At 62.3% G+C, this 17,494-nt stretch carries 18 protein-coding genes; 12 read left to right on the forward strand and 6 right to left on the reverse strand.

Features of this window, described 5'->3' with window-relative positions; genetic code table 11:
* From dnaE to NKH12_RS13720, 3 genes are all read left to right on the forward strand, one after another.
* Positions 1-3,095, forward strand: a 3,095-nt coding sequence (dnaE, locus tag NKH12_RS13710; protein WP_502910794.1) for a DNA polymerase III subunit alpha, incomplete at its 5' end; no start/stop codon positions are given.
* Between the two features lie 134 nt (positions 3,096-3,229).
* Positions 3,230-4,240, forward strand: coding sequence for a methyltransferase (locus tag NKH12_RS13715; RefSeq protein WP_352953604.1), 1,011 nt, complete (start codon positions 3,230-3,232; stop codon positions 4,238-4,240).
* Between the two features lie 103 nt (positions 4,241-4,343).
* The gene (locus tag NKH12_RS13720; RefSeq protein WP_352953605.1) at positions 4,344-5,147 is read left to right on the forward strand and encodes a potassium channel family protein; all 804 of its coding nucleotides are present in this window, start codon (positions 4,344-4,346) and stop codon (positions 5,145-5,147) included.
* A 78-nt stretch (positions 5,148-5,225) separates the two neighbouring features.
* Here NKH12_RS13720 and NKH12_RS13725 read toward each other — a convergent pair whose 3' ends face one another.
* A complete protein-coding gene (locus tag NKH12_RS13725; RefSeq protein ID WP_352953606.1) occupies positions 5,226-6,107 on the reverse strand; it encodes a DMT family transporter in 882 nt (293 codons plus the stop codon).
* A gap of 180 nt (positions 6,108-6,287) precedes the next feature.
* Here NKH12_RS13725 and NKH12_RS13730 point away from each other — a divergent pair, with 180 nt between their 5' ends.
* Positions 6,288-6,794 carry a hypothetical protein gene (locus NKH12_RS13730; protein ID WP_352953607.1) on the forward strand — a complete coding sequence of 169 codons (507 nt, stop codon included), beginning with the start codon at positions 6,288-6,290 and terminating at the stop codon, positions 6,792-6,794.
* A gap of 80 nt (positions 6,795-6,874) precedes the next feature.
* On the opposite strand, the gene NKH12_RS13735 is transcribed toward NKH12_RS13730, so the two are convergent.
* Positions 6,875-8,203: a DNA polymerase IV gene (locus NKH12_RS13735; RefSeq protein WP_352953608.1), complete on the reverse strand. Its 1,329-nt coding sequence runs from the start codon at positions 8,201-8,203 to the stop codon at positions 6,875-6,877.
* Between the two features lie 68 nt (positions 8,204-8,271).
* Between NKH12_RS13735 and NKH12_RS13740 the strand changes: the two genes are divergently transcribed.
* The 3 genes from NKH12_RS13740 (at position 8,272) to NKH12_RS13750 (ending at position 10,307) form a co-directional block, all read left to right on the forward strand.
* Positions 8,272-8,847, forward strand: a complete 576-nt coding sequence (locus NKH12_RS13740; RefSeq protein ID WP_352953609.1) for a GNAT family N-acetyltransferase — start codon at positions 8,272-8,274, stop codon at positions 8,845-8,847.
* Positions 8,848-9,044: 197 nt separating this feature from the next.
* The gene (locus NKH12_RS13745) at positions 9,045-9,755 is read left to right on the forward strand and encodes a DUF6065 family protein (protein ID WP_352953610.1); all 711 of its coding nucleotides are present in this window, start codon (positions 9,045-9,047) and stop codon (positions 9,753-9,755) included.
* Between the two features lie 354 nt (positions 9,756-10,109).
* A complete protein-coding gene (locus NKH12_RS13750) occupies positions 10,110-10,307 on the forward strand; it encodes a hypothetical protein (RefSeq protein WP_352953611.1) in 198 nt (65 codons plus the stop codon).
* A 259-nt stretch (positions 10,308-10,566) separates the two neighbouring features.
* Here NKH12_RS13750 and NKH12_RS13755 read toward each other — a convergent pair whose 3' ends face one another.
* Together NKH12_RS13755 and NKH12_RS13760 are read right to left on the reverse strand one after the other, a co-directional pair.
* Positions 10,567-11,358 (reverse strand): anti-sigma factor family protein, encoded by a 792-nt coding sequence (locus NKH12_RS13755; RefSeq protein WP_352953612.1) that lies wholly within the window; start codon positions 11,356-11,358, stop codon positions 10,567-10,569.
* A complete protein-coding gene (locus NKH12_RS13760; protein ID WP_352953646.1) occupies positions 11,355-11,828 on the reverse strand; it encodes an RNA polymerase sigma factor in 474 nt (157 codons plus the stop codon). Before NKH12_RS13760 ends, NKH12_RS13755 begins: the two co-directional genes overlap by 4 nt.
* On the opposite strand from NKH12_RS13760, the gene NKH12_RS13765 reads away from it, so the two are divergent.
* Positions 11,739-11,954, forward strand: coding sequence for a hypothetical protein (locus tag NKH12_RS13765; RefSeq protein ID WP_352953650.1), 216 nt, complete (start codon positions 11,739-11,741; stop codon positions 11,952-11,954). The genes NKH12_RS13760 and NKH12_RS13765 overlap by 90 nt on opposite strands.
* Before the next feature lie 77 nt (positions 11,955-12,031).
* On the opposite strand, the gene NKH12_RS13770 is transcribed toward NKH12_RS13765, so the two are convergent.
* On the reverse strand, positions 12,032-12,199 hold the full coding sequence (locus NKH12_RS13770; protein ID WP_352953613.1) for a hypothetical protein: 168 nt from the start codon (positions 12,197-12,199) through the stop codon (positions 12,032-12,034).
* A gap of 99 nt (positions 12,200-12,298) precedes the next feature.
* Here NKH12_RS13770 and NKH12_RS13775 point away from each other — a divergent pair, with 99 nt between their 5' ends.
* Both NKH12_RS13775 and NKH12_RS13780 read left to right on the forward strand, forming a co-directional pair.
* The gene (locus NKH12_RS13775) at positions 12,299-13,438 is read left to right on the forward strand and encodes a S8 family serine peptidase (RefSeq protein WP_352953614.1); all 1,140 of its coding nucleotides are present in this window, start codon (positions 12,299-12,301) and stop codon (positions 13,436-13,438) included.
* Between the two features lie 124 nt (positions 13,439-13,562).
* Positions 13,563-15,050: a hypothetical protein gene (locus NKH12_RS13780; RefSeq protein ID WP_352953615.1), complete on the forward strand. Its 1,488-nt coding sequence runs from the start codon at positions 13,563-13,565 to the stop codon at positions 15,048-15,050.
* A gap of 24 nt (positions 15,051-15,074) precedes the next feature.
* Here NKH12_RS13780 and NKH12_RS13785 read toward each other — a convergent pair whose 3' ends face one another.
* Positions 15,075-15,374, reverse strand: coding sequence for a DUF3572 domain-containing protein (locus NKH12_RS13785; RefSeq protein WP_352953616.1), 300 nt, complete (start codon positions 15,372-15,374; stop codon positions 15,075-15,077).
* Between the two features lie 250 nt (positions 15,375-15,624).
* Here NKH12_RS13785 and NKH12_RS13790 point away from each other — a divergent pair, with 250 nt between their 5' ends.
* Together NKH12_RS13790 and NKH12_RS13795 are read left to right on the forward strand one after the other, a co-directional pair.
* Entirely contained in the window at positions 15,625-15,981 is a 357-nt protein-coding gene (locus NKH12_RS13790) for a response regulator (RefSeq protein ID WP_287247952.1), read from the forward strand.
* 33 nt (positions 15,982-16,014) lie between these two features.
* Positions 16,015-17,388: a PleD family two-component system response regulator gene (locus NKH12_RS13795; protein ID WP_352953617.1), complete on the forward strand. Its 1,374-nt coding sequence runs from the start codon at positions 16,015-16,017 to the stop codon at positions 17,386-17,388.
* Positions 17,389-17,494: the final 106 nt, after the last annotated feature.

Genomic DNA, 17,494 nt, shown 5'->3' on the forward strand with positions numbered 1-17,494 from the left:
TTATACTATTCTTTCTGACTACCGCGCTGCTGCATGGCCTTTGCTACGGCCTGTTGTGTCTCTGCGGGGGGCGGCGGGGCCCGAGCGGCAACGCCTTGAAAGAGGACCGCCGCGATCTCGCCGAGACGCGGCTTTTGGCGCTCAAGGCGCTGTTCGGTGACCGGCTCTATGTCGAGCTCGAGCGGGTTTCCGGTTATGACCGGGCCATCGAGAAATCGTCAGTCGATCTCGCCTATACCAATGACTTGCCGCTGGTCGCCACCAATGAGGCGTTTTTCTCCTCGCGCGACGACTATGAGGCGCATGACGCGCTGATCGCCATCGCCGAAGGTTCGGTCGTCGCCGTCGACAACCGCCGCCGCCTGTCGCCCGACAATTTTCTGCGAAGCCAGGCTGACATGGCGAGGCTGTTCGCCGATCTGCCGGAAGCGATCGACAATACCGTCGAAATTGCGCTGCGCTGCTCCTACTATCCCAAGACCCGCAACCCGATCCTGCCGCGCTTTGCCGGCGGCGATGTCGCCGACGCCGATGCGGCGGTGAAGGCGGAGGCGCAGGAGCTTGCCAGACAGGCGCATGAAGGGCTGGAAGCGCGGATCGCCGCGCACGGCCTGGCTCCCGGCTACACGGTCGCACAATATCGCGAAAGGCTGGATTTCGAGCTCGGCGTCATCGAGAGGATGAAATATCCCGGCTACTTCCTGATCGTCGCCGACTTCATCAAATGGGCGAAGGCGCAAGGCATTCCGGTCGGGCCGGGCCGCGGTTCGGGCGCCGGCTCGCTGGTCGCGTATTCGACCACCATCACCGACATCGATCCGCTGCGCTTCTCGCTGTTATTCGAGCGCTTCCTCAATCCAGACCGCGTGTCGATGCCTGACTTCGACATCGATTTCTGTCAGGACCGGCGCGAGGAGGTCATCCGCTACGTCCAGCAGAAGTACGGCCGCGACCAGGTCGGCCAGATCATTACCTTCGGTACGCTGCAGGCCCGCGCAGTGCTGCGCGATGTCGGCCGGGTGCTGCAGATGCCCTATGGCCAGGTCGACAAGCTCAGCAAGATGGTGCCGTCGAACCCGGCCAATCCGGTCAAGCTCGCCGACGCCATCGCCAACGAGCCGCGTTTTGCCGAAGAGGCCGAGCGGGAGCCGATCGTGCAGACGCTGCTCGACATGGCGCAGAAGCTGGAAGGGCTCTACCGCCATGCCTCGACGCATGCCGCCGGCATTGTCATCGGCGACCGGCCGCTGTGGGAGCTGGTGCCGATGTACCGCGACCCGCGCTCCGACATGCCGGTCACCCAGTTCAATATGAAGTATGTCGAGCAGGCCGGGCTGGTGAAGTTCGACTTTCTCGGCCTGAAGACGCTGACGGTGCTGGAAACCGCGGTCAAGCTGATCCGCCGCCGCGGCATCGAGATCGATCTCGCCCACATTCCGCTCGACGACCCGGATACCTACGCCATGCTGTCGCGCGGCGAAGTGGTCGGCGTGTTCCAGGTGGAAAGTGCCGGCATGCGCAAGGCGCTGATCGGCATGCGGCCCGACTGCATCGAGGACATCATCGCGCTGGTCGCGCTTTACCGGCCGGGACCGATGGAGAACATCCCGACCTACAACGCTAGAAAGCATGGCGAGGAGGAGATGGCGTCGATCCATCCGAAGATCGACCATCTGGTGAAGGAGACGCAAGGCGTCATCGTCTACCAGGAACAGGTGATGCAGATCGCGCAGGAGCTTGCCGGCTATTCGCTAGGCGAAGCGGATTTGCTGCGCCGCGCCATGGGCAAGAAGATTCGCGCCGAGATGGACAAGCAGCGCGAGCGCTTCGTTTCGGGCGCGGTCGAGCGCGGCGTCGGCAAGCCGCAAGCCGACTTCATTTTCGACCTGCTGGCAAAGTTCGCCGACTACGGTTTCAACAAGTCGCATGCCGCTGCCTATGCCGTCGTCTCCTACCAGACGGCCTATCTGAAGGCGCACTACCCGGTCGAGTTCTTGGCCGCGTCGATGACGCTCGACATGGGCAACACCGACAAGCTCGCCGATTTCCGCCAGGATGCGCTGCGCCTCGGCATCGATGTCGTGGCGCCGTCGGTAATGACCAGCTTCCGCGCCTTCGAAGTCGGCGAGAACCGGATCTTCTATTCGCTGGCCGCGCTCAAGGGCGTCGGCGACGCGGCGGTCGAGCATATCGTCGCCATGCGCGGCGAAAAACCGTTCAAAAGCCTCGCCGATTTCTGCGAAAGGGTCGATCCGAAAATCGTCGGCAAGCGGGTCTTCGAAAGCCTGATCATGGCCGGCGCGCTCGACTGCTTCGGCCACGACCGCGCCGCGATGATGGTGGGCGTCGAGCGGATGATGGGGCTGGCGTCGCTGGCGCAGCAGAATGCAATGTCGGGCCAGCACGACATTTTCGGCGCTTCGCTCGGCGCACAGTCGCAGGCGCTCAATCTGCCGGCGACCGACCCCTGGCTTGCCGCCGATCGCCTGCACCGCGAATTCCAGGTGGTCGGTTTCTATCTCTCCGCGCATCCGCTGGACGACTACAAGGCGGCGCTGCAGAAGATGCGGGTGCAGAACTGGGCCGAGTTCTCGGCCGCGGTCAAACGCGGTGCTGCCGCCGGGCGGCTTGCCGGCACCGTCACCACCAAGCAGGAGCGCAAGACGCGCACCGGCAACAAAATGGGCGTCGTGCAGTTCTCCGACACGTCGGGCCATTATGAAGCAGTGCTTTTTTCCGAAGGTCTGGCCCAGTATCGCGACCTGCTCGAGCCCGGCCGATCGGTGGTGATCACCGTTTCGGCCGAGGACAGGCCCGAAGGCGTCAATCTGCGCATCCAGACCGTGCAGTCGCTGGAGGACGAGGCAAGCCGCATCCAGAAGGCGTTGCGCATCTTTGTAAGGGATGACCGACCGGCGTCGGCGATTCAATCGCAGCTTACCCAACGCGGCGACAGTCAGGTGAGCATCATCGTCATCAAGGATGAGGCGCAGGGCGAGGTCGAGATCGAACTGCCCAACCGTTACCGCGTCTCGCCACAGATCGCGTCGGCTATGCGCGCCGTGCCGGGCGTGGTGGAAGTGGAGCTGGTGTGAGCTAGCGGGGTCCGTTTGTTTCGACCGTGTTCCGCCAGCCAGCGCCAGCCCAGCGCCGGCATTGCCCAGTGACAATGCCGCTGGTATTGTGAGTTCGGCGGCCTGGGTCTTTTTAGCGGCCGGGGGAGCGGGTCATGGATGAGCGGGATGCCGCTGCCGAACTCCAGAAGATGGTCAATGGGTTCCAGGTATCTCAGGCGATATGCGTCGCCGCCACGCTGGGTATCGCAGATCATCTCAAGGACGGAAAACGCACCAGCGGTGAACTTGCCGCGTTGACCAATACCCATCCGCAGGCGCTCTACCGGCTGCTGCGCGCCCTTGCATCGGTCGGCGTGTTCCATGAAGCGGAAGACCGGTTTTTCTCGCTGACCCCGGTCGGCGGCGCGTTGCGATCCGATGTTCAGCATTCGGTCGCACCGTGGGCGATTCTGGCCGGACGGCCGTATTTCCGTCAGGCATGGAGCGACCTGCTGCACAGTGTCAGCACCGGCGAAAACGCCTTTCGCCACGCTCATGGCCAGGGCGTTTGGGAATACCGGGCGGAGCATCCGGAAGAGTCCGTCATCTTCGACCGGGCGATGACCGCCATGTCGCGTGGCGTCGCTGCCGCGGTGACCGCGGCCTATGACTTCCGGCCGTTCTCCGTCGTCATGGATGTCGCGGGCGGGCAGGGCGCGCTACTTGCCGAAATCCTCCGCCGCAATCCCGGCCAGCGCGGCATTCTTTTCGATCAGCCGCAGGTGGTAGCGAAGGCCGGCCCGGTCTTTGAGGTTGCGGGCGTGGCCGATCGCTGCGACGTCGTCGCCGGCGATTTCTTCGTCTCGGTGCCCGAGGGCGCCGATGCGATTGTGCTCAAATGGATCCTGCATGACTGGGACGACGACACAAACATCCGGATCCTGAAAACCTGCCGCCGGGCGATGCGCCCAGAAGGCAAGCTGCTGGTGCTCGAGAGCATTCTGGCGCCGCCCAACGAAGGCGCCAGCGCAAAATTCGGCGATCTGAACATGCTGATCATGCCGGGCGGGCAGGAGCGCACGGCCGAAGAATTCAGGTTGCTGCTTGCGGCATCGGATTTCCGGGTCGCGAATATTGTCGAAGCCGGACCTCGCATCAGCATCATCGAGGCGCAACCGGTCTGATTGCTTTCCGGGTCTGAAACTCTCCGGATGTTCTCAACCCACGGCGGCTTCTCCCTGCTCTGCCCACTGGACGGCTGTCGCATCGACCGCTATCGCAGTTGTCATGAAGTCGACTGACAAGGACGGAGCGCAGGAGTTTTCAGCCTTGGCACGGCTGCGTGATACATTGCGAAAGCTTTATCACGGGCGCACGCCTGCGGCTTTCCGGTTTCAACTGGCGGCGATTGTCATCGACCTTGCCATCATCGCCTTCTTCATCGCCACACCGATGATCCAGGAGTCGCCCTCGTTCCTCTGGCTCGATTATTCTGTCGCAGCCCTTGTCGCCGCTGACATGATTGCGCGGCTGCTCGCCTCCAACGACATGCTGCGCCTGATGAAACAGCCGGCGTCGTGGGTCGATGCATTCATCCTGCTGACGCTGCTGATGCCTTCAGCGCTGGCCAATCTGGGTTTCCTGCGCATATTGCGGCTGTGGTCGCTGTCGCGCAGCGGCGCGCTGTGGCGGTATCTGGAGATGCGCGGCCTCAGGCGATGGCGCGAGGCGAGCCATGCAGTCATCAATCTTCTGACGTTCCTGCTTGTCATCACTGGCTTTGTCTACACCTTCTTCTTCCGCACCGGCGCCGGTCTCGAAGGCTATGTCGATGCGCTCTACTTCACCGTCGCCACGGTGACCACGACCGGCTTCGGTGACATCGTTCTGCCGGGTATCGCCGGCAAGCTCACCTCGATCGTCACCATGATCATCGGCATATCGCTGTTCGTCAGGCTGGCGCAGGCGCTCTTCCGTCCCACCAAGGTGTTCTTTCCTTGCCCGCAATGCGGTCTTCAGCGGCACGAGCCTGATGCCGTCCACTGCAAGGCCTGCGGCCATCTCCTCAAAATCCCCGACGATGGCGACTGAAATGCGAGACTAGAGCGCGGTTTTTTTGGAACCAAAACCGCGTTCGGACGCCAAACGAAGACGTTTTGGCTGCAAATGCTACGATGCTGCCACTTCCGCAGGTTTTGTCGCCTTTTTCTGCAGATTGAGCAGGTTGCCCAGCAGGATCAGCAAGGCGCCGCCGGCGGTGAAGGCGTCGATCTGCTCCTGGTAGAGCAGCCAGCCGATCAGCGCCGACAGCGGCACGCGCAAAAAGTCCATCGGCGAGATGACCGTCGCGTCGGCATAGGCGAGCGCGCGGGCCATGCAGAAATGCGACGACATGCCGGTGAAGGCGATCAGCAGGATCCACGGCCACAGTTCGAGCGGCGGGTTGCGCCACTCGTAGAGCGCCGGGACAAGGCCGAGCACCGACTGGATGACCAGCATCCAGAAGATGATGGACACGACGCTGTCCGTCCGCGTCAGCGATTTGACCAGGACCACAGATATACCGAAGCAGACCGCAGCACCCAGCACGACAACATGCCCCGGATCGACGGAGCCGACGCCCGGACGGACGATGATCACCACACCGATCAGCCCGAGCACGATGGCCGCAAGTCTTGGCCGGCTTAGTCTTTCACCAAGAAAGCCGACCGCCAGAATGGCCGTCCAGATCGGCGTCGTGAATTCGATGGAGATCAGCACGGCCAGCGGGATCAGCGTCAAGGCGTAGAGCCATGCCGCCTGGCCGACAAAATGGACGACATTGCGGGCGATATGAGCCAAGGGGCGTTTGGTGCGCATTGCCGCAAAACCGCCTGACATCATCACCAGCGGCAGGAGGATGAAGAGGCCGATCACCGAGCGCAGCTCCAGCACCTGGAATACGTTGAGCTCGGCCGTCGTGGCGCGGCCGGCGACCGACATCGTCAGAAATGATGCGATCGACAGCGCCATCCAGAACGCGGCCTTGGGGATCGAGGGTGAGGGTGCCATGCGCGCTATGTCGCAAGCCGGGACTTTCACCGCAACCACTAGTCGACGCATTCGGCTGGGCCAGAAGCGATGTTGCAGAACGGTCATGTTGAAGGCGGAACCTGCCGTGACGGCGAGCGTTGGTCCAACAGCCAGTTCGGTGAAAATGTCGTGATTCCGATATCAACGGGGAGAGATCCAATGAAATCATTCGCACGATTTGTACTTGCCGGCTGCCTGGCGGCTGCAACTGGCGCAGCTCGCGCCGACGAAGCCGAATTTCTCCGCTCGTTCGAGGGGAGTTTCGCCGGCAAGGGCACCGTCAAGGTAACCACGGAGGCGCCGACGGTGAACGTCTCCTGCCGCTTCAATTCCGACGCGACATCGAGCTCCTTGTCGCTGGACGGCACCTGCCGCGGTCTCGTCGTGGTGTCGCGCGCCATCAGTGCTGATCTGGAGTCCAGCGGGACGAAGTACACCGGCACCTATATCGGATCCCGCACCGGGCCGGCGCAGCTCAGCGGCAAGCGCTCCGGCAATGCGATCAATCTCGGTATCCGTTGGGCGAAGGAGGTCAACGGCGATCGCACCGCGCAAATGACCGTCGAGAAGAATGGCGAGGACGGCATGCGGCTGACCGTTATCGACGTCGACCCGAAAACCGGTGAGCGCGTGATGACCAGCCGGATCGATTTGCGACGCATCTGAGGGCCGTTCTATCTTTCCTTTTGTCGAGCATGATCTTTTCCGAGCTGGATTCGAATTTTCGGGAATCATGCGTAAAGCGCCTAGTCCTCGATCGGCTCGGGCGTATGGGCGTTGCGGCCCTTGCCGAAGGTGTAGCCGGTCTCCACCGCTCTGCGGCCGAACTTGTCGCGGAGCGTGTCGATGGCGCCTTCGGCCATGGCGCGCTTGCGCGACTGGACATCGACGAGGTCGGGTGGATCGGCCTTTTCGTCATTCGAGAGGTCGCTGACACCGATGCCGAGCAGCCGGTATCTTGTGCCGTCCGCTTCCTTGCGCAGCAGCTCGAGCCCGGTCGAGAAAATGCGGTCGGCCAGCCGTGTCGGGTCGCCGAGCTGGCGGTTGCGCGTGCGGGTCTTGAAATCCTGGGTCTTCAACTTCAGCACGACGGTACGCCCGGCAATGCCGGATTTCTTAAGCCGCCCCGAGACCTTTTCCGACAGCGCTCTCAGCACCGAAACCAATTCATTCAGGGAGGCGATATCGGTGTCGAAAGTGGTCTCCGCCGAGACGCTTTTCGCATCCTGATCGGGATGGACGCGGCGGTCGTCCTCGCCGCGTGAAAGATGGTAGAGCCGGTCGCCCATCACGCCGTAGCGGCGCATCAGATCGCTGCGCTCCATGCGCTGCAATTGGGCGATGGTGCGGATGCCGTCCCGTTCAAGTGTGGCAGCGAAGGCTTTTCCCACGCCCCAGATCAGCGTCACCGGCTGCTCGGCCAGAAAGCCTGATGCCTCGGCCTCACCGATCACCGAAAAGCCGCGCGGTTTGCGAAAATCCGACGCCACCTTGGCCAGGAACTTGCAGTAGGACAGGCCTGATGAAACGGTGATGCCGATCTCTTTCTCCACGCCGAGCGCGAAGCGCGCCAACACCACCGCGGGCGGCAAGCCATGCAGGCGCTCGGTGCCGGCAAGGTCCAGAAAGGCTTCGTCGATGGAGATCGGCTCGACCAGCGGCGTCAGCGCCTGCATCATGGCGCGCACCTCGCGGCCGACGCGTACATATTTTTCCATGTCGGGCGGGATGACGACCGCTTCCGGACAGGCTTCGAGCGCCTTGAACATTGGCATCGCCGAGCGCACCCCATGGATGCGGGCGATATAGCAGGCGGTGGAGACGACGCCGCGCTTGCCGCCGCCGATAATCAACGGCCGGTCCTTCAGCGCCGGGTTGTCGCGCTTTTCGACCGCCGCATAAAACGCGTCGCAGTCGATATGGGCGAGATGCAGGCGATAGAGCTCCGGATGACGGGCAAGCCGTGGACTGCCGCATCGTTCGCAGCGCCGTGCCTCGCTGCGCTGGAAGGTCAGGCAGTCGCGGCAAAAACCATGATCGGGATTGTTGACAGGAGCCGCCATCACTGCGAACATAAAGAGAACAAATGCAATGGTACGTCAGGACGGACGCCACGACAAGGCGGTGGGCCGGGAGAGAGCTCATGAATACGACCATAGCGCCACTGGTGCCCGAGCTTTGGGCGGATTTTGAAGATCTTTTCGGTAAGCAAGGCGCCTGCTACGGCTGCTGGTGCACACATTTCCGGCTTTCGCCGGCAGCGCGCCGCGCCAGCGACCGGGAGCGGAACAAGGATCACATCAAGTCGCGGATCGAGGCTGGGCCGCCACCGGGCCTGCTGGCGTTCGAGGATGGCAAGGCGGTCGGCTGGATGCAGATCGGCCCGCGCGCCGATGTGCCCGAGTGGAACAATAAGGGCAGGGGGTCGGCGCCCGTCGATCCCGCCGACGCCACGAATCCGGGCGTCTGGGCGATCTCCTGCTTCTACATCCGCGTCAAGGCACGCGGCAGGGGGCTGACGCACCGCCTGGTCGAAGGCGGCATCGAGTTTGCTCGCCAGAATGGTGCGCGGCTGGTCGAAGCATGTCCGATCGACCTGTCGAAAGATTCGCGTTCCATCGGACTGTTCGTCGGCTCGTCGCGCGTCTTCGAGAAAGCCGGCTTCGAGAGGCTGGTCGAGCGCAAGGCGGGCCGGCCGCTGATGCGATTAGTGCTTTAGCTGAGTGCTGCTGTGCGCCGCGGTCGCTGCTCTGCCACGGCGGCCGCCAAACCATCGTGGCCGCTTGCGTTATCAGGTGTTTGACGTCCAGCATTGGCTGACGGGTGGCGGCCAGGATCGCTTGTGATGCAATGCGGTCAGCAGGAATAAATTTGCCTGCGGTCCGTTCCTCCTCGGATTTTTCATGGAGGCTATCGATGTTCCATTTTTCCCAGACCTCTCGCTCGATCCGGTTTGTCTGTCGGCCGGAAGACCATGGCGTCATCGCGCCGCCAGTGGCAGCCAAGACGGTTCTGCCGGACTGGTTCCGCAAATTGCCGGCGGTCGATTCGCAGTATGCATCGGCCACCAACAATGGCCTGACCGTCAAGCGCTGCATGCCGTTTCTCGATGCGATGACAACCGGCTGGATCCTGCCGCTCGCGGCGACCGTCCGCCTCGAGATCAAGAATGGCGGCCGTGCCGTCGATGCCGGCTGGGAGTTCGACAGGGTGATGGTGAGCAACCATGGCGCCCATCAGGTCGCAGGCAACCCGAAGGAACCGGCACCGCCATGCAAGTTTCACAATTACTGGTCGATCCGTACCCCGCCGGGCTGGAGTTCTTTGTTCCTGCCGCCACTCAACAGGCCGGCTCAACCTTTCGAATGCGTCGCCGGCATCGTCGATACCGATACCTATGCAGCCGACATCCATTTTCCGTTTTTCGCGACCGCGCCCGACGGCCTTTACGTCATCGAAAAGGGCACGCCGCTCGTCCAGGTCATACCGGTCCGCCGCGAAGGTGCGGCACTCAAGGCGGAGATCCGGGCGGAGACCGGAGCCGAGGCGACGGAGCGCGAAACGGTCTACCGCAACACGATTGCGAGTGAAGGCTGGTATCGCAAATGGGCCCGCGCGGCCCGTTAGACTTTTCTCTCGGAGAAGAATGCGAAACGGGGGCCGCTGGGTCCCCGTTTCTTTATGGATTGCTGGAGCGCCGGACGTTCAAGTCGAAGCGTGTGGGCGCTCTATCTTTTGTTTGAGCCTCGGATCTTCCCAAAGCCGGTACCCACTTTTGGGGTCAGTGATTTTGACAGGTCGGGGCTGATCGGCAGCGAACGTCCACAGTCGCTTTCAGGCTCAGTCGAAGAACCAAATCATCTGTGCAGAGGAACTAGACCTTTTCCGGAGAAGAATGCGAAACGGGGGCCGCCGGCCCCCATTTCTTTATGCTAGGCAGACTTCCGCTCTATCTCGGTCCGATGCTAGCGGAACCGCCAGTTGCGCGGACCGCGATCCGAACTGTTCGAATTCGAATTGGAGGAGCTGTTCGACGATGAATTCGAATTCGAGTTGCTCGACGAATTGGAGCTGGAGTTCGAACTCGAATTGCTCGACGAGTTGGAGCTGGAATTCGATGAACCGTTGGACGACGAATTGGAGCTCGAATTTGACGAACTATTGCCCGCGACGATGTAGGCACCGTCGCTTTGGCTGGTCATTGCGGCCGGCGTACGCTCGGTTTCCGGTGACGCCGCGGGATATTCCTTCGCCTGCGCCGCGGTGCTCGCGAGCGCTGCCATTCCTGCGACCAGTGTCGACTTGAGTTTCCAGTGTCTTGTCATGGTGGTTACTCCTTGTTTCAGACTGGACCGGCAGTTGCGGTCCGGCGGAGTAACGGGCGATTGCCGGCTTTATTCCATTCAGAGAATCAGAGAAGCAACGGCTCGCTGCAGCTTCACTTGCGGTCCTTCTGGCGGACCTCGGTCAGCGCTTGGACTTCCTCCTCGGCCGACATCGGAGCGCCTGCTTCGATCGCCGAAAGATAGGCGTCGAGGGCTTCGGTCGACGAGGCCGGGGCATAGCCTCCGGCGTCGCCGGGCGCCACGACCGCGAAGCTGACGCGCCATTCGTCGCCGGAACGGCAGGCAACCGATACCACCGTCGAGCGGTCCTGCGAGTCGACCTCGAATTCGCGGCACAAATCCTGCGAATTGTTGCGAAAGGTGGCGATAGCCCGGAACCGGTCGCTGATCCCGGCGAGCCTGATTTCCTTGCCGGATTCGACCGTTGCAAGGGCTTGGGCCAGGGCCGGCCGGATGACGCCGGCAACCCACAGCCCGCCCTGCGTGCGTTCGTTGGTGCCTGCTGCCCAATACCCGGCGAGCGCGCCGACAGCGGCCGCCGCAAGAGAGGCGGCAATCGGCAGCCTCCATTGAGACCTCGATGCAGGTGCCGCTGCGCGCCCGCCGCCGAAGGGCAATACCGATGCCGCCGCTGGCTTCTCGCCGGCGCGCTTGGCCTCGATCATTTGCTCGACGGCCGCGACAAGTTTTTCCGGCACCGGCTCGTCCAGCAGCGGCTTCAGCGCGGCCTGCGCCTGCGCTCTGGTTTCGATGAACATGGCAATCCTGGTAACCAGACGGTCGTCGGTTTCCATCGCCTGCTCGATCCTGGCGACCATGTCCGGATCAAGCTCGCCATCGGCGAACCGCATCAGGATCTCGTCCGAAAAAGTCTCTTCGGTCATTTCCTAGCCCCTTTTGTGACCGGAGAACGGGTGGGCGCCGCGGATATTCCAGTCGCCTCCGCCAGATTTTTCCTCGCCCGGGCCAGCCTGCTCATCACCGTCCCGATCGGCACGGCAAGGACCTCCGCGGCTTCCTTGTAGGAAAGCTCTTCGACACAGACCAGAAGCAGCACGTCGCGCTGATCGCCGGCAAGTTCGGCGATGGCTTGCGCCACGCTGTTCAGCGCCAGCCGCGCCTCCATCTCGCGCTCACCGGAAATGCCCGCGATGTCATGGCGCTCGTCGATATCGTCCTGCGGCCCGGCGATCTTGCGCCTGCGGATGTCATCGATCCACAGATTTCGGAGAATTTTGAACATCCACGCGTCGAAGCGCGTTCCTTGCTCGAAACGCTGCTCGTTGGCGAGCGCCCGTTCGCAGGCTCGCTGAACGAGATCGTCCGCAATATCGCGGGACCGACAGAGCGCAATCGCGAACCGGCGGAGATTCGGGAGAAAGGCGACAAGCTGGTCTTGGACGCTGTCGGTTTTTTCCGGCATGTTGCTCCAAGCTTTTTTGGAATAAAGCGGCCCCGCGCCCGTTCCTCACAACGCTAGCTTATTGCCGGATGGGTCCGCTAGCCTCGCGATGTTGAAAATCGGCAACGGCCGGAAGGGAGACTATGGGCGCCACCTCATGGCTGACACCAAAAGCCCTGCTGCCTGTCTGGGTAGCTGTCGCGTTGCTGGTGGATCCCCAGGCGCCGAGCGGCCAGATGACGCTTGGCGAGTTCGGGCCAAAATCGGCGTTCGCCGATGACGACGATGGTGGTGACGATGACGATGATGAAGATGACGGCCAATCCCGCTCTGAACCGAATCTGTTTCGCACGCTGACAGATCGGTCTCTCTCGCGTCCGCCAAGACGCGGCGGCAGGCGCGCGCAACGGCCAGCCGTCCCTTTGCCGTCTCGGACGCCGGACCAGATCGTTGCGACCGGGCTGAGTTCGCCTGAAATCGGTCGGCTTCAGGCAACGGGCTTCACCGTCCTCGGCCGCGCCGACATCCAGCTTCTGGGGTCGGAACTGATCCGGCTGCGCATACCGCCCAATATGCCGCTGGAGGCTGCGCGCGATCTTGTCATCGACGCCGCTCCGCAATCGACGACAGATTTCGTGCATTACTACCGGCCCGGACAAGAAACCGAATGTGCGGGACCCCACTGCGCCGCCACAGGCCTGATCGGCTGGCCGGCCGATACCGGCCTTCCCGCCGGCTGCGGTGGCAATGTCACGATCGGCCTCATCGACACGGCGATCAATCCTGCGCATCCCGCATTCGCCAAAGGCCGGGTCGAAGTTCTTCGCCTGTCGGATGACGGCCTTCCCGAGTCCGGACGTCAGCACGGCACCGCCGTCGCGGCCCTGCTCGTCGGCGGCGCCGACAGCCGTACCCCCGGCCTCCTGCCGCACGCCAGGCTTATCGCGGTCGATGCGTTTCACCGGAGCGATCGCCAGGATGACCGCTCGGACGTCTATGATCTTCTTCGCGCGCTCGATCTTCTTTCCGTGCGCGGGGTGCAGGTGACGAATACGAGCCTGTCGGGTCCCCCGAATGCTCTTCTCGAGCAGTTTGTCCGAAGACTTGCCGAACGCGGCATGGTGATCGTCGCCGCCGCCGGCAATGGAGGTCCCAAGGCCGGACCTGCCTATCCGGCAGCCTACGCGGATGTGATCGCGGTGACGGCGGTGGACCACATGAAACGCCCTTACAGACGTGCCGGCCGCGGCGAGCATATCGACCTGGCCGCCCCCGGAGTCGACGTATGGACGGCGGCGTCGGTCAGCGGCGCACGGCGGAAGACCGGCACCTCCTTCGCGGCGCCGTTTGTTGCCGCCGCAGCGGCGTTGATGAAATCGGCAAACAGCAGCGCCACCGCAGCCGACATTCACGACGCGCTCGGCAAGTCGGCGGAAGACCTCGGCGCGCCGGCAAGGATGCCGTCTTCGGCTGGGGCCTGCTCAATGCCCGCGCCGCTTGCGTCGTCACGCCGAAGAAGGCGATGTGAAGCTCCGATGACGCGAGCTCTGCCGGGGCGATAGGCTGATGCATCGTCGATGCTGCTGCCCCGGGGATCTAGCGCCCAGGAGGGATTGCACCTCGCCCGTTTCGGCGTACGGTTACATCTGGAGTTTTCTACCACAAGAATAGCAACGGAGATTCTGCGTGAACCGTGTTCTGCCGGCCGTCTTTGTCCTCGCGCTCAGCGCGCCCGCCTTCGGCCAGACCGTTGACAGCGAGGGTGCGAAGCAGCTCTCTGAAAATCTGTCCCGCTATATCGGCAGTAAGGCGAGCAGTCTCCTGAAGGTTTCGGTGAAAGGCGACGCTTACAAACTCGCTGTCGACATCAAACCTGTCGTGGACCTGCTGGCGGCGCAGCATTCCTTCAAGTTCGACTTCAGCCCCTACGCATTGCTCGTCAAGCCGAGCAACAACGGGACTTGGAGCGTCTCGGCGGATGTGTCGCAAAGCGGGTCCTTCGAGTTCAAGGGGCCAGAGGGCCCGCAGAGCATGCAGTTCTCGATTACAGACGGCAAGTTTTCCGGCGTCTACGATCCCGAACTGGCAGCTTTCACCAGCGCCACCCACTCGATGGCCGGGATGACGATGAAATCCCGGGACACCATGCAGCGCGCGGAGGTGAGCACCGGCGCCGGTACTGCCACCATGAACGCAACCAAAGCTGCGAATGGCGGCGTGGATTTCACCGCGACGCAGACGGTCGCCGATTTCGCCGAAGCGCTTGATTTCGACGACCCCAAAAGCGGGTTGAAATTCCCGCTTACGATCAAATCACCAGATCTGTCAGTGAATGCGACCGGCAAAGGCGTGCGGACAAAGCCGTTTCTCGATCTGCTGGCATTTGCGGTCGCCAATGAAGACGAGGCCAAGCTGAAGGCCAACCAGGCGCAGCTCAAATCGCTTTTGCTCGCCGCGCTGCCGCTGTGGGAGCGGATCGACGGAAGTTACGGATTGAAGGATGTCACTGTCGAAAGCCCGGTCGGGCATTTCGGAGCGACGGAGCTGGGCACCAGCTTCGGGACCGACGGCATCGCCCAGAACGGAGCAATAAACTATACGATCAAGGCCGCAGGATTGACGATCCCTCAGAATCTTGTGCCCGCCTGGGGTACGGCGCTGTTGCCCACCGACATCGATCTGAATTTCGGCGGCACCAACATCGATCTCGACAGCATGGCGAAAAAGGCGATCGAAGCCTTTGATCTAAACAAGAATCCGCCGCTGCCGGCGGACTTTGGCGACCAGATCAAAGCGGATTTCATGGCCAAGACGCCGAAATTTGTCATCGGCCACAGCACGGTGAAGAACGGCGGCATGGAAATCACTGTGGAAGGCGAGATGACGTTCCCCGGCATGAAGCCGGAGGCAAATATGACGATCGATATCGCGGGCTACGACAGAATTGTGGAAGGCCTGCAGGCGGCGGCGAAGTCGGAGCCGGAAGCCGCGCAATATGTGCCGGTGGCGCTTGCGATCAAGGGATTCGGCAAGACGCTGCCGGACGGCCGCATCGAATGGGTCGTCAACGGCAAGTCGGACGGTTCGGTCACGGTCAATGATGTCATGGTGAAGCCGGCCGATCCGGTTGCGAATGATGAAGGCGACGACAGCAAAGAAGAAACGACGCCTTAGGCGTTTTCGCGATCCGATCGTCGCTCATATGGAATGCTCATGATCGTCGTCGCCAAGCGGCAGCGCCCGCAACGCCTTGCCGATGGAAGCCGGCGGTGTGTCGGTTTCCGCCGCGAACCGCATGAGCGTCGGCTCGTGGGCGAGGATGAATTGCAGCACGCCGGCCAGGAATCCCGGCTCGCCGGCTGCCTGGCGGATGGAATGCGCCTCGATGCCGGTGATCGCCAGGAAACGGGGCAGAAGTTCTGGATCGGCGGCGACGAAGCCCAATGCCTTCACGGCAATGGTTTCCGCTTCCTCGCGCATTGACGCTGCGTTTGCCATCACTACCTTCATGCGCAGTGGAATGAGTCTCTTTCTGGCAGTAATCGCAAGCGTTGCCTGCGGCAAGCCATCTAGCTCTGCAATGCGGTGTCCGAGGTGAAATCCGAAGCTTTTCCGGCAGCCGGTTTCCGTTTCGTCAATTATATTGCCGTAGGGTCGAGCAGGGTTTGGTGCGTACCGGCGAGGGCGCATGACGGCAACCTTCGAGCGGAAGGCAGGCCGGGACGGGAATTTGATGCCTAAGAAGGTCATGATCGTCGAGGACAATGAGCTCAACATGAAGCTCTTTCGGGACCTCATCGAAGCGAGCGGTTACGAGACGGTACGCACGCGCAACGGCCTGGAGGCGCTGGATCTGGCGAGACTGCACAAGCCGGACCTCATTTTGATGGACATCCAGCTGCCCGAAGTGTCGGGGCTGGAGGTGACCAAATGGTTGAAGGAGGACGACGACCTCCATGTCATACCGGTTATTGCCGTCACCGCATTCGCGATGAAGGGCGATGAGGAGCGCATCCGCCAGGGTGGCTGCGAAGCCTATATTTCCAAGCCGATCTCGGTGCCGCGTTTCATCGAAACCATCAAATCCTACCTGGGCGACGCCTGATGCGCCCTTCCAGCCGAGCCGGAGCTTTATGAGATGACTGCACGGATCCTCGTCGTCGACGACATCCCTGCCAATGTGAGGCTGCTCGAGGTCCGGCTGCTTGCCGAATATTTCGAGGTGCTGACCGCCACCAACGGGCTGGACGCGATCGAGACCTGCGAAAACGGCAAGGTCGATGTCGTTCTGCTCGACGTGATGATGCCTGATATGGACGGGTTGGAGGTCTGTCGGCGGCTGAAGAGCGACCCGGCGACGTCGCACATCCCCGTCGTCATGATCACCGCGCTCGACCAGGTTTCGGACCGCGTGCGCGGCCTCGAGGCCGGTGCCGACGATTTTCTGACCAAGCCGGTCAACGATCTGCAATTGATAACGCGCGTCAAAAGCCTGGTCAGGTTGAAGACTTTGACCGACGAGCTGCGCCTGCGCGCCTCGACCACGCGTAATATCGGCATCGAGGAGCTTTTGAGCCGCAACTTCGCATCCGCAGACACCACGCCGAAGGTTCTGCTGATAGACGAGCGCAAATCCTCCTTCGAGCGCGTCCAGAAAATGCTGCGCGGCAGCGCCGACCTCGACATTGCCACCGATCCGCATGCCGGCTTCTTCCAAGCCGCCGAGACGCCCTATGAATGCGTGATGATCTCGACGGCCTTTGCCGATTTCGATCCGCTCAGGCTCTGCTCGCAACTGCGTTCGCTCGATCGTACCCGTTTCGTGCCGATCATCCTTCTGGCGGAGCAGGGTGAGGAGGGGCGCATCGTCCGCGGCCTCGAGCTCGGCATCAACGACTATCTGATGCGGCCGATCGACCAGCAGGAGCTGACCGCTCGGCTGCGCACGCAAGTGCGCCGCAAGCGCTACAACGACCAGCTTCGCGCCAGCGTCACCCAGACCATCGAGATGGCGGTGACCGACGCCCTGACGGGATTGCACAACCGCCGTTACCTCGACAGCCATCTGCAGACGTTGTTCGACCGTGCCGTGGCGCGGCGGCGGCCGCTGTCGATGATGATCACCGATCTCGACCGCTTCAAGACCATCAACGACGCGCATGGCCATGACGGCGGCGACGAGGTGCTGCGCGAATTCGCGCGGCGGCTGCGCAAGAATGTGCGCGGCATCGATCTCGCCTGCCGCTTCGGTGGCGAGGAGTTCGTCGTGGTGATGCCGGACACCGACGGCGCCGTCGCCGAAAAGGTCGCGGAGCGCATTCGCGCCGAAATCGCCCTTATGCCGTTTACCGTCGGTCACGACGGCAAGACGATCGAGGTTACCGTCAGCGTCGGCGTCTCGTCGGTGCTGAAGGGCGTGGATACGGTTGCCGGGCTGATGAAACGCGCCGACCTCGCGCTCTACGAAGCCAAGAGCGCCGGCCGCAACCGCGTCGTAGCCAAGGCGGCGTAAGGCCGATTATCCAGTCAGTGCGACAGGGTTACGAATTTACCTTAACGCAAGCGATTCGCAGGGCTTGGTTAAGAAATTGTTGATTTTCACAGGCTGTTGCGCAAAT

Source organism: Mesorhizobium sp. M1322 (assembly GCF_040318085.1).
Taxonomy (GTDB): domain Bacteria; phylum Pseudomonadota; class Alphaproteobacteria; order Rhizobiales; family Rhizobiaceae; genus Mesorhizobium.

Excerpts from the sequence above, each read along its gene's own strand:
- NKH12_RS13755 (WP_352953612.1), bottom strand. The coding sequence starts at position 11,358 with ATGACCGAAGAGACTTTTTCGGACGAGATCCTGATGCGGTTCGCCGAT.
- NKH12_RS13715 (WP_352953604.1), top strand. The coding sequence starts at position 3,230 with ATGGATGAGCGGGATGCCGCTGCCGAACTCCAGAAGATGGTCAATGGG.
- NKH12_RS13745 (WP_352953610.1), top strand. The coding sequence starts at position 9,045 with ATGTTCCATTTTTCCCAGACCTCTCGCTCGATCCGGTTTGTCTGTCGG.
- NKH12_RS13790 (WP_287247952.1), top strand. The coding sequence starts at position 15,625 with ATGATCGTCGAGGACAATGAGCTCAACATGAAGCTCTTTCGGGACCTC.
- NKH12_RS13730 (WP_352953607.1), top strand. The coding sequence starts at position 6,288 with ATGAAATCATTCGCACGATTTGTACTTGCCGGCTGCCTGGCGGCTGCA.
- NKH12_RS13785 (WP_352953616.1), bottom strand. The coding sequence starts at position 15,374 with ATGGCAAACGCAGCGTCAATGCGCGAGGAAGCGGAAACCATTGCCGTG.
- NKH12_RS13720 (WP_352953605.1), top strand. The coding sequence starts at position 4,344 with ATGAAGTCGACTGACAAGGACGGAGCGCAGGAGTTTTCAGCCTTGGCA.
- NKH12_RS13795 (WP_352953617.1), top strand. The coding sequence starts at position 16,015 with ATGACTGCACGGATCCTCGTCGTCGACGACATCCCTGCCAATGTGAGG.
- NKH12_RS13740 (WP_352953609.1), top strand. The coding sequence starts at position 8,272 with ATGAATACGACCATAGCGCCACTGGTGCCCGAGCTTTGGGCGGATTTT.
- NKH12_RS13725 (WP_352953606.1), bottom strand. The coding sequence starts at position 6,107 with ATGGCACCCTCACCCTCGATCCCCAAGGCCGCGTTCTGGATGGCGCTG.
- NKH12_RS13735 (WP_352953608.1), bottom strand. The coding sequence starts at position 8,203 with ATGTTCGCAGTGATGGCGGCTCCTGTCAACAATCCCGATCATGGTTTT.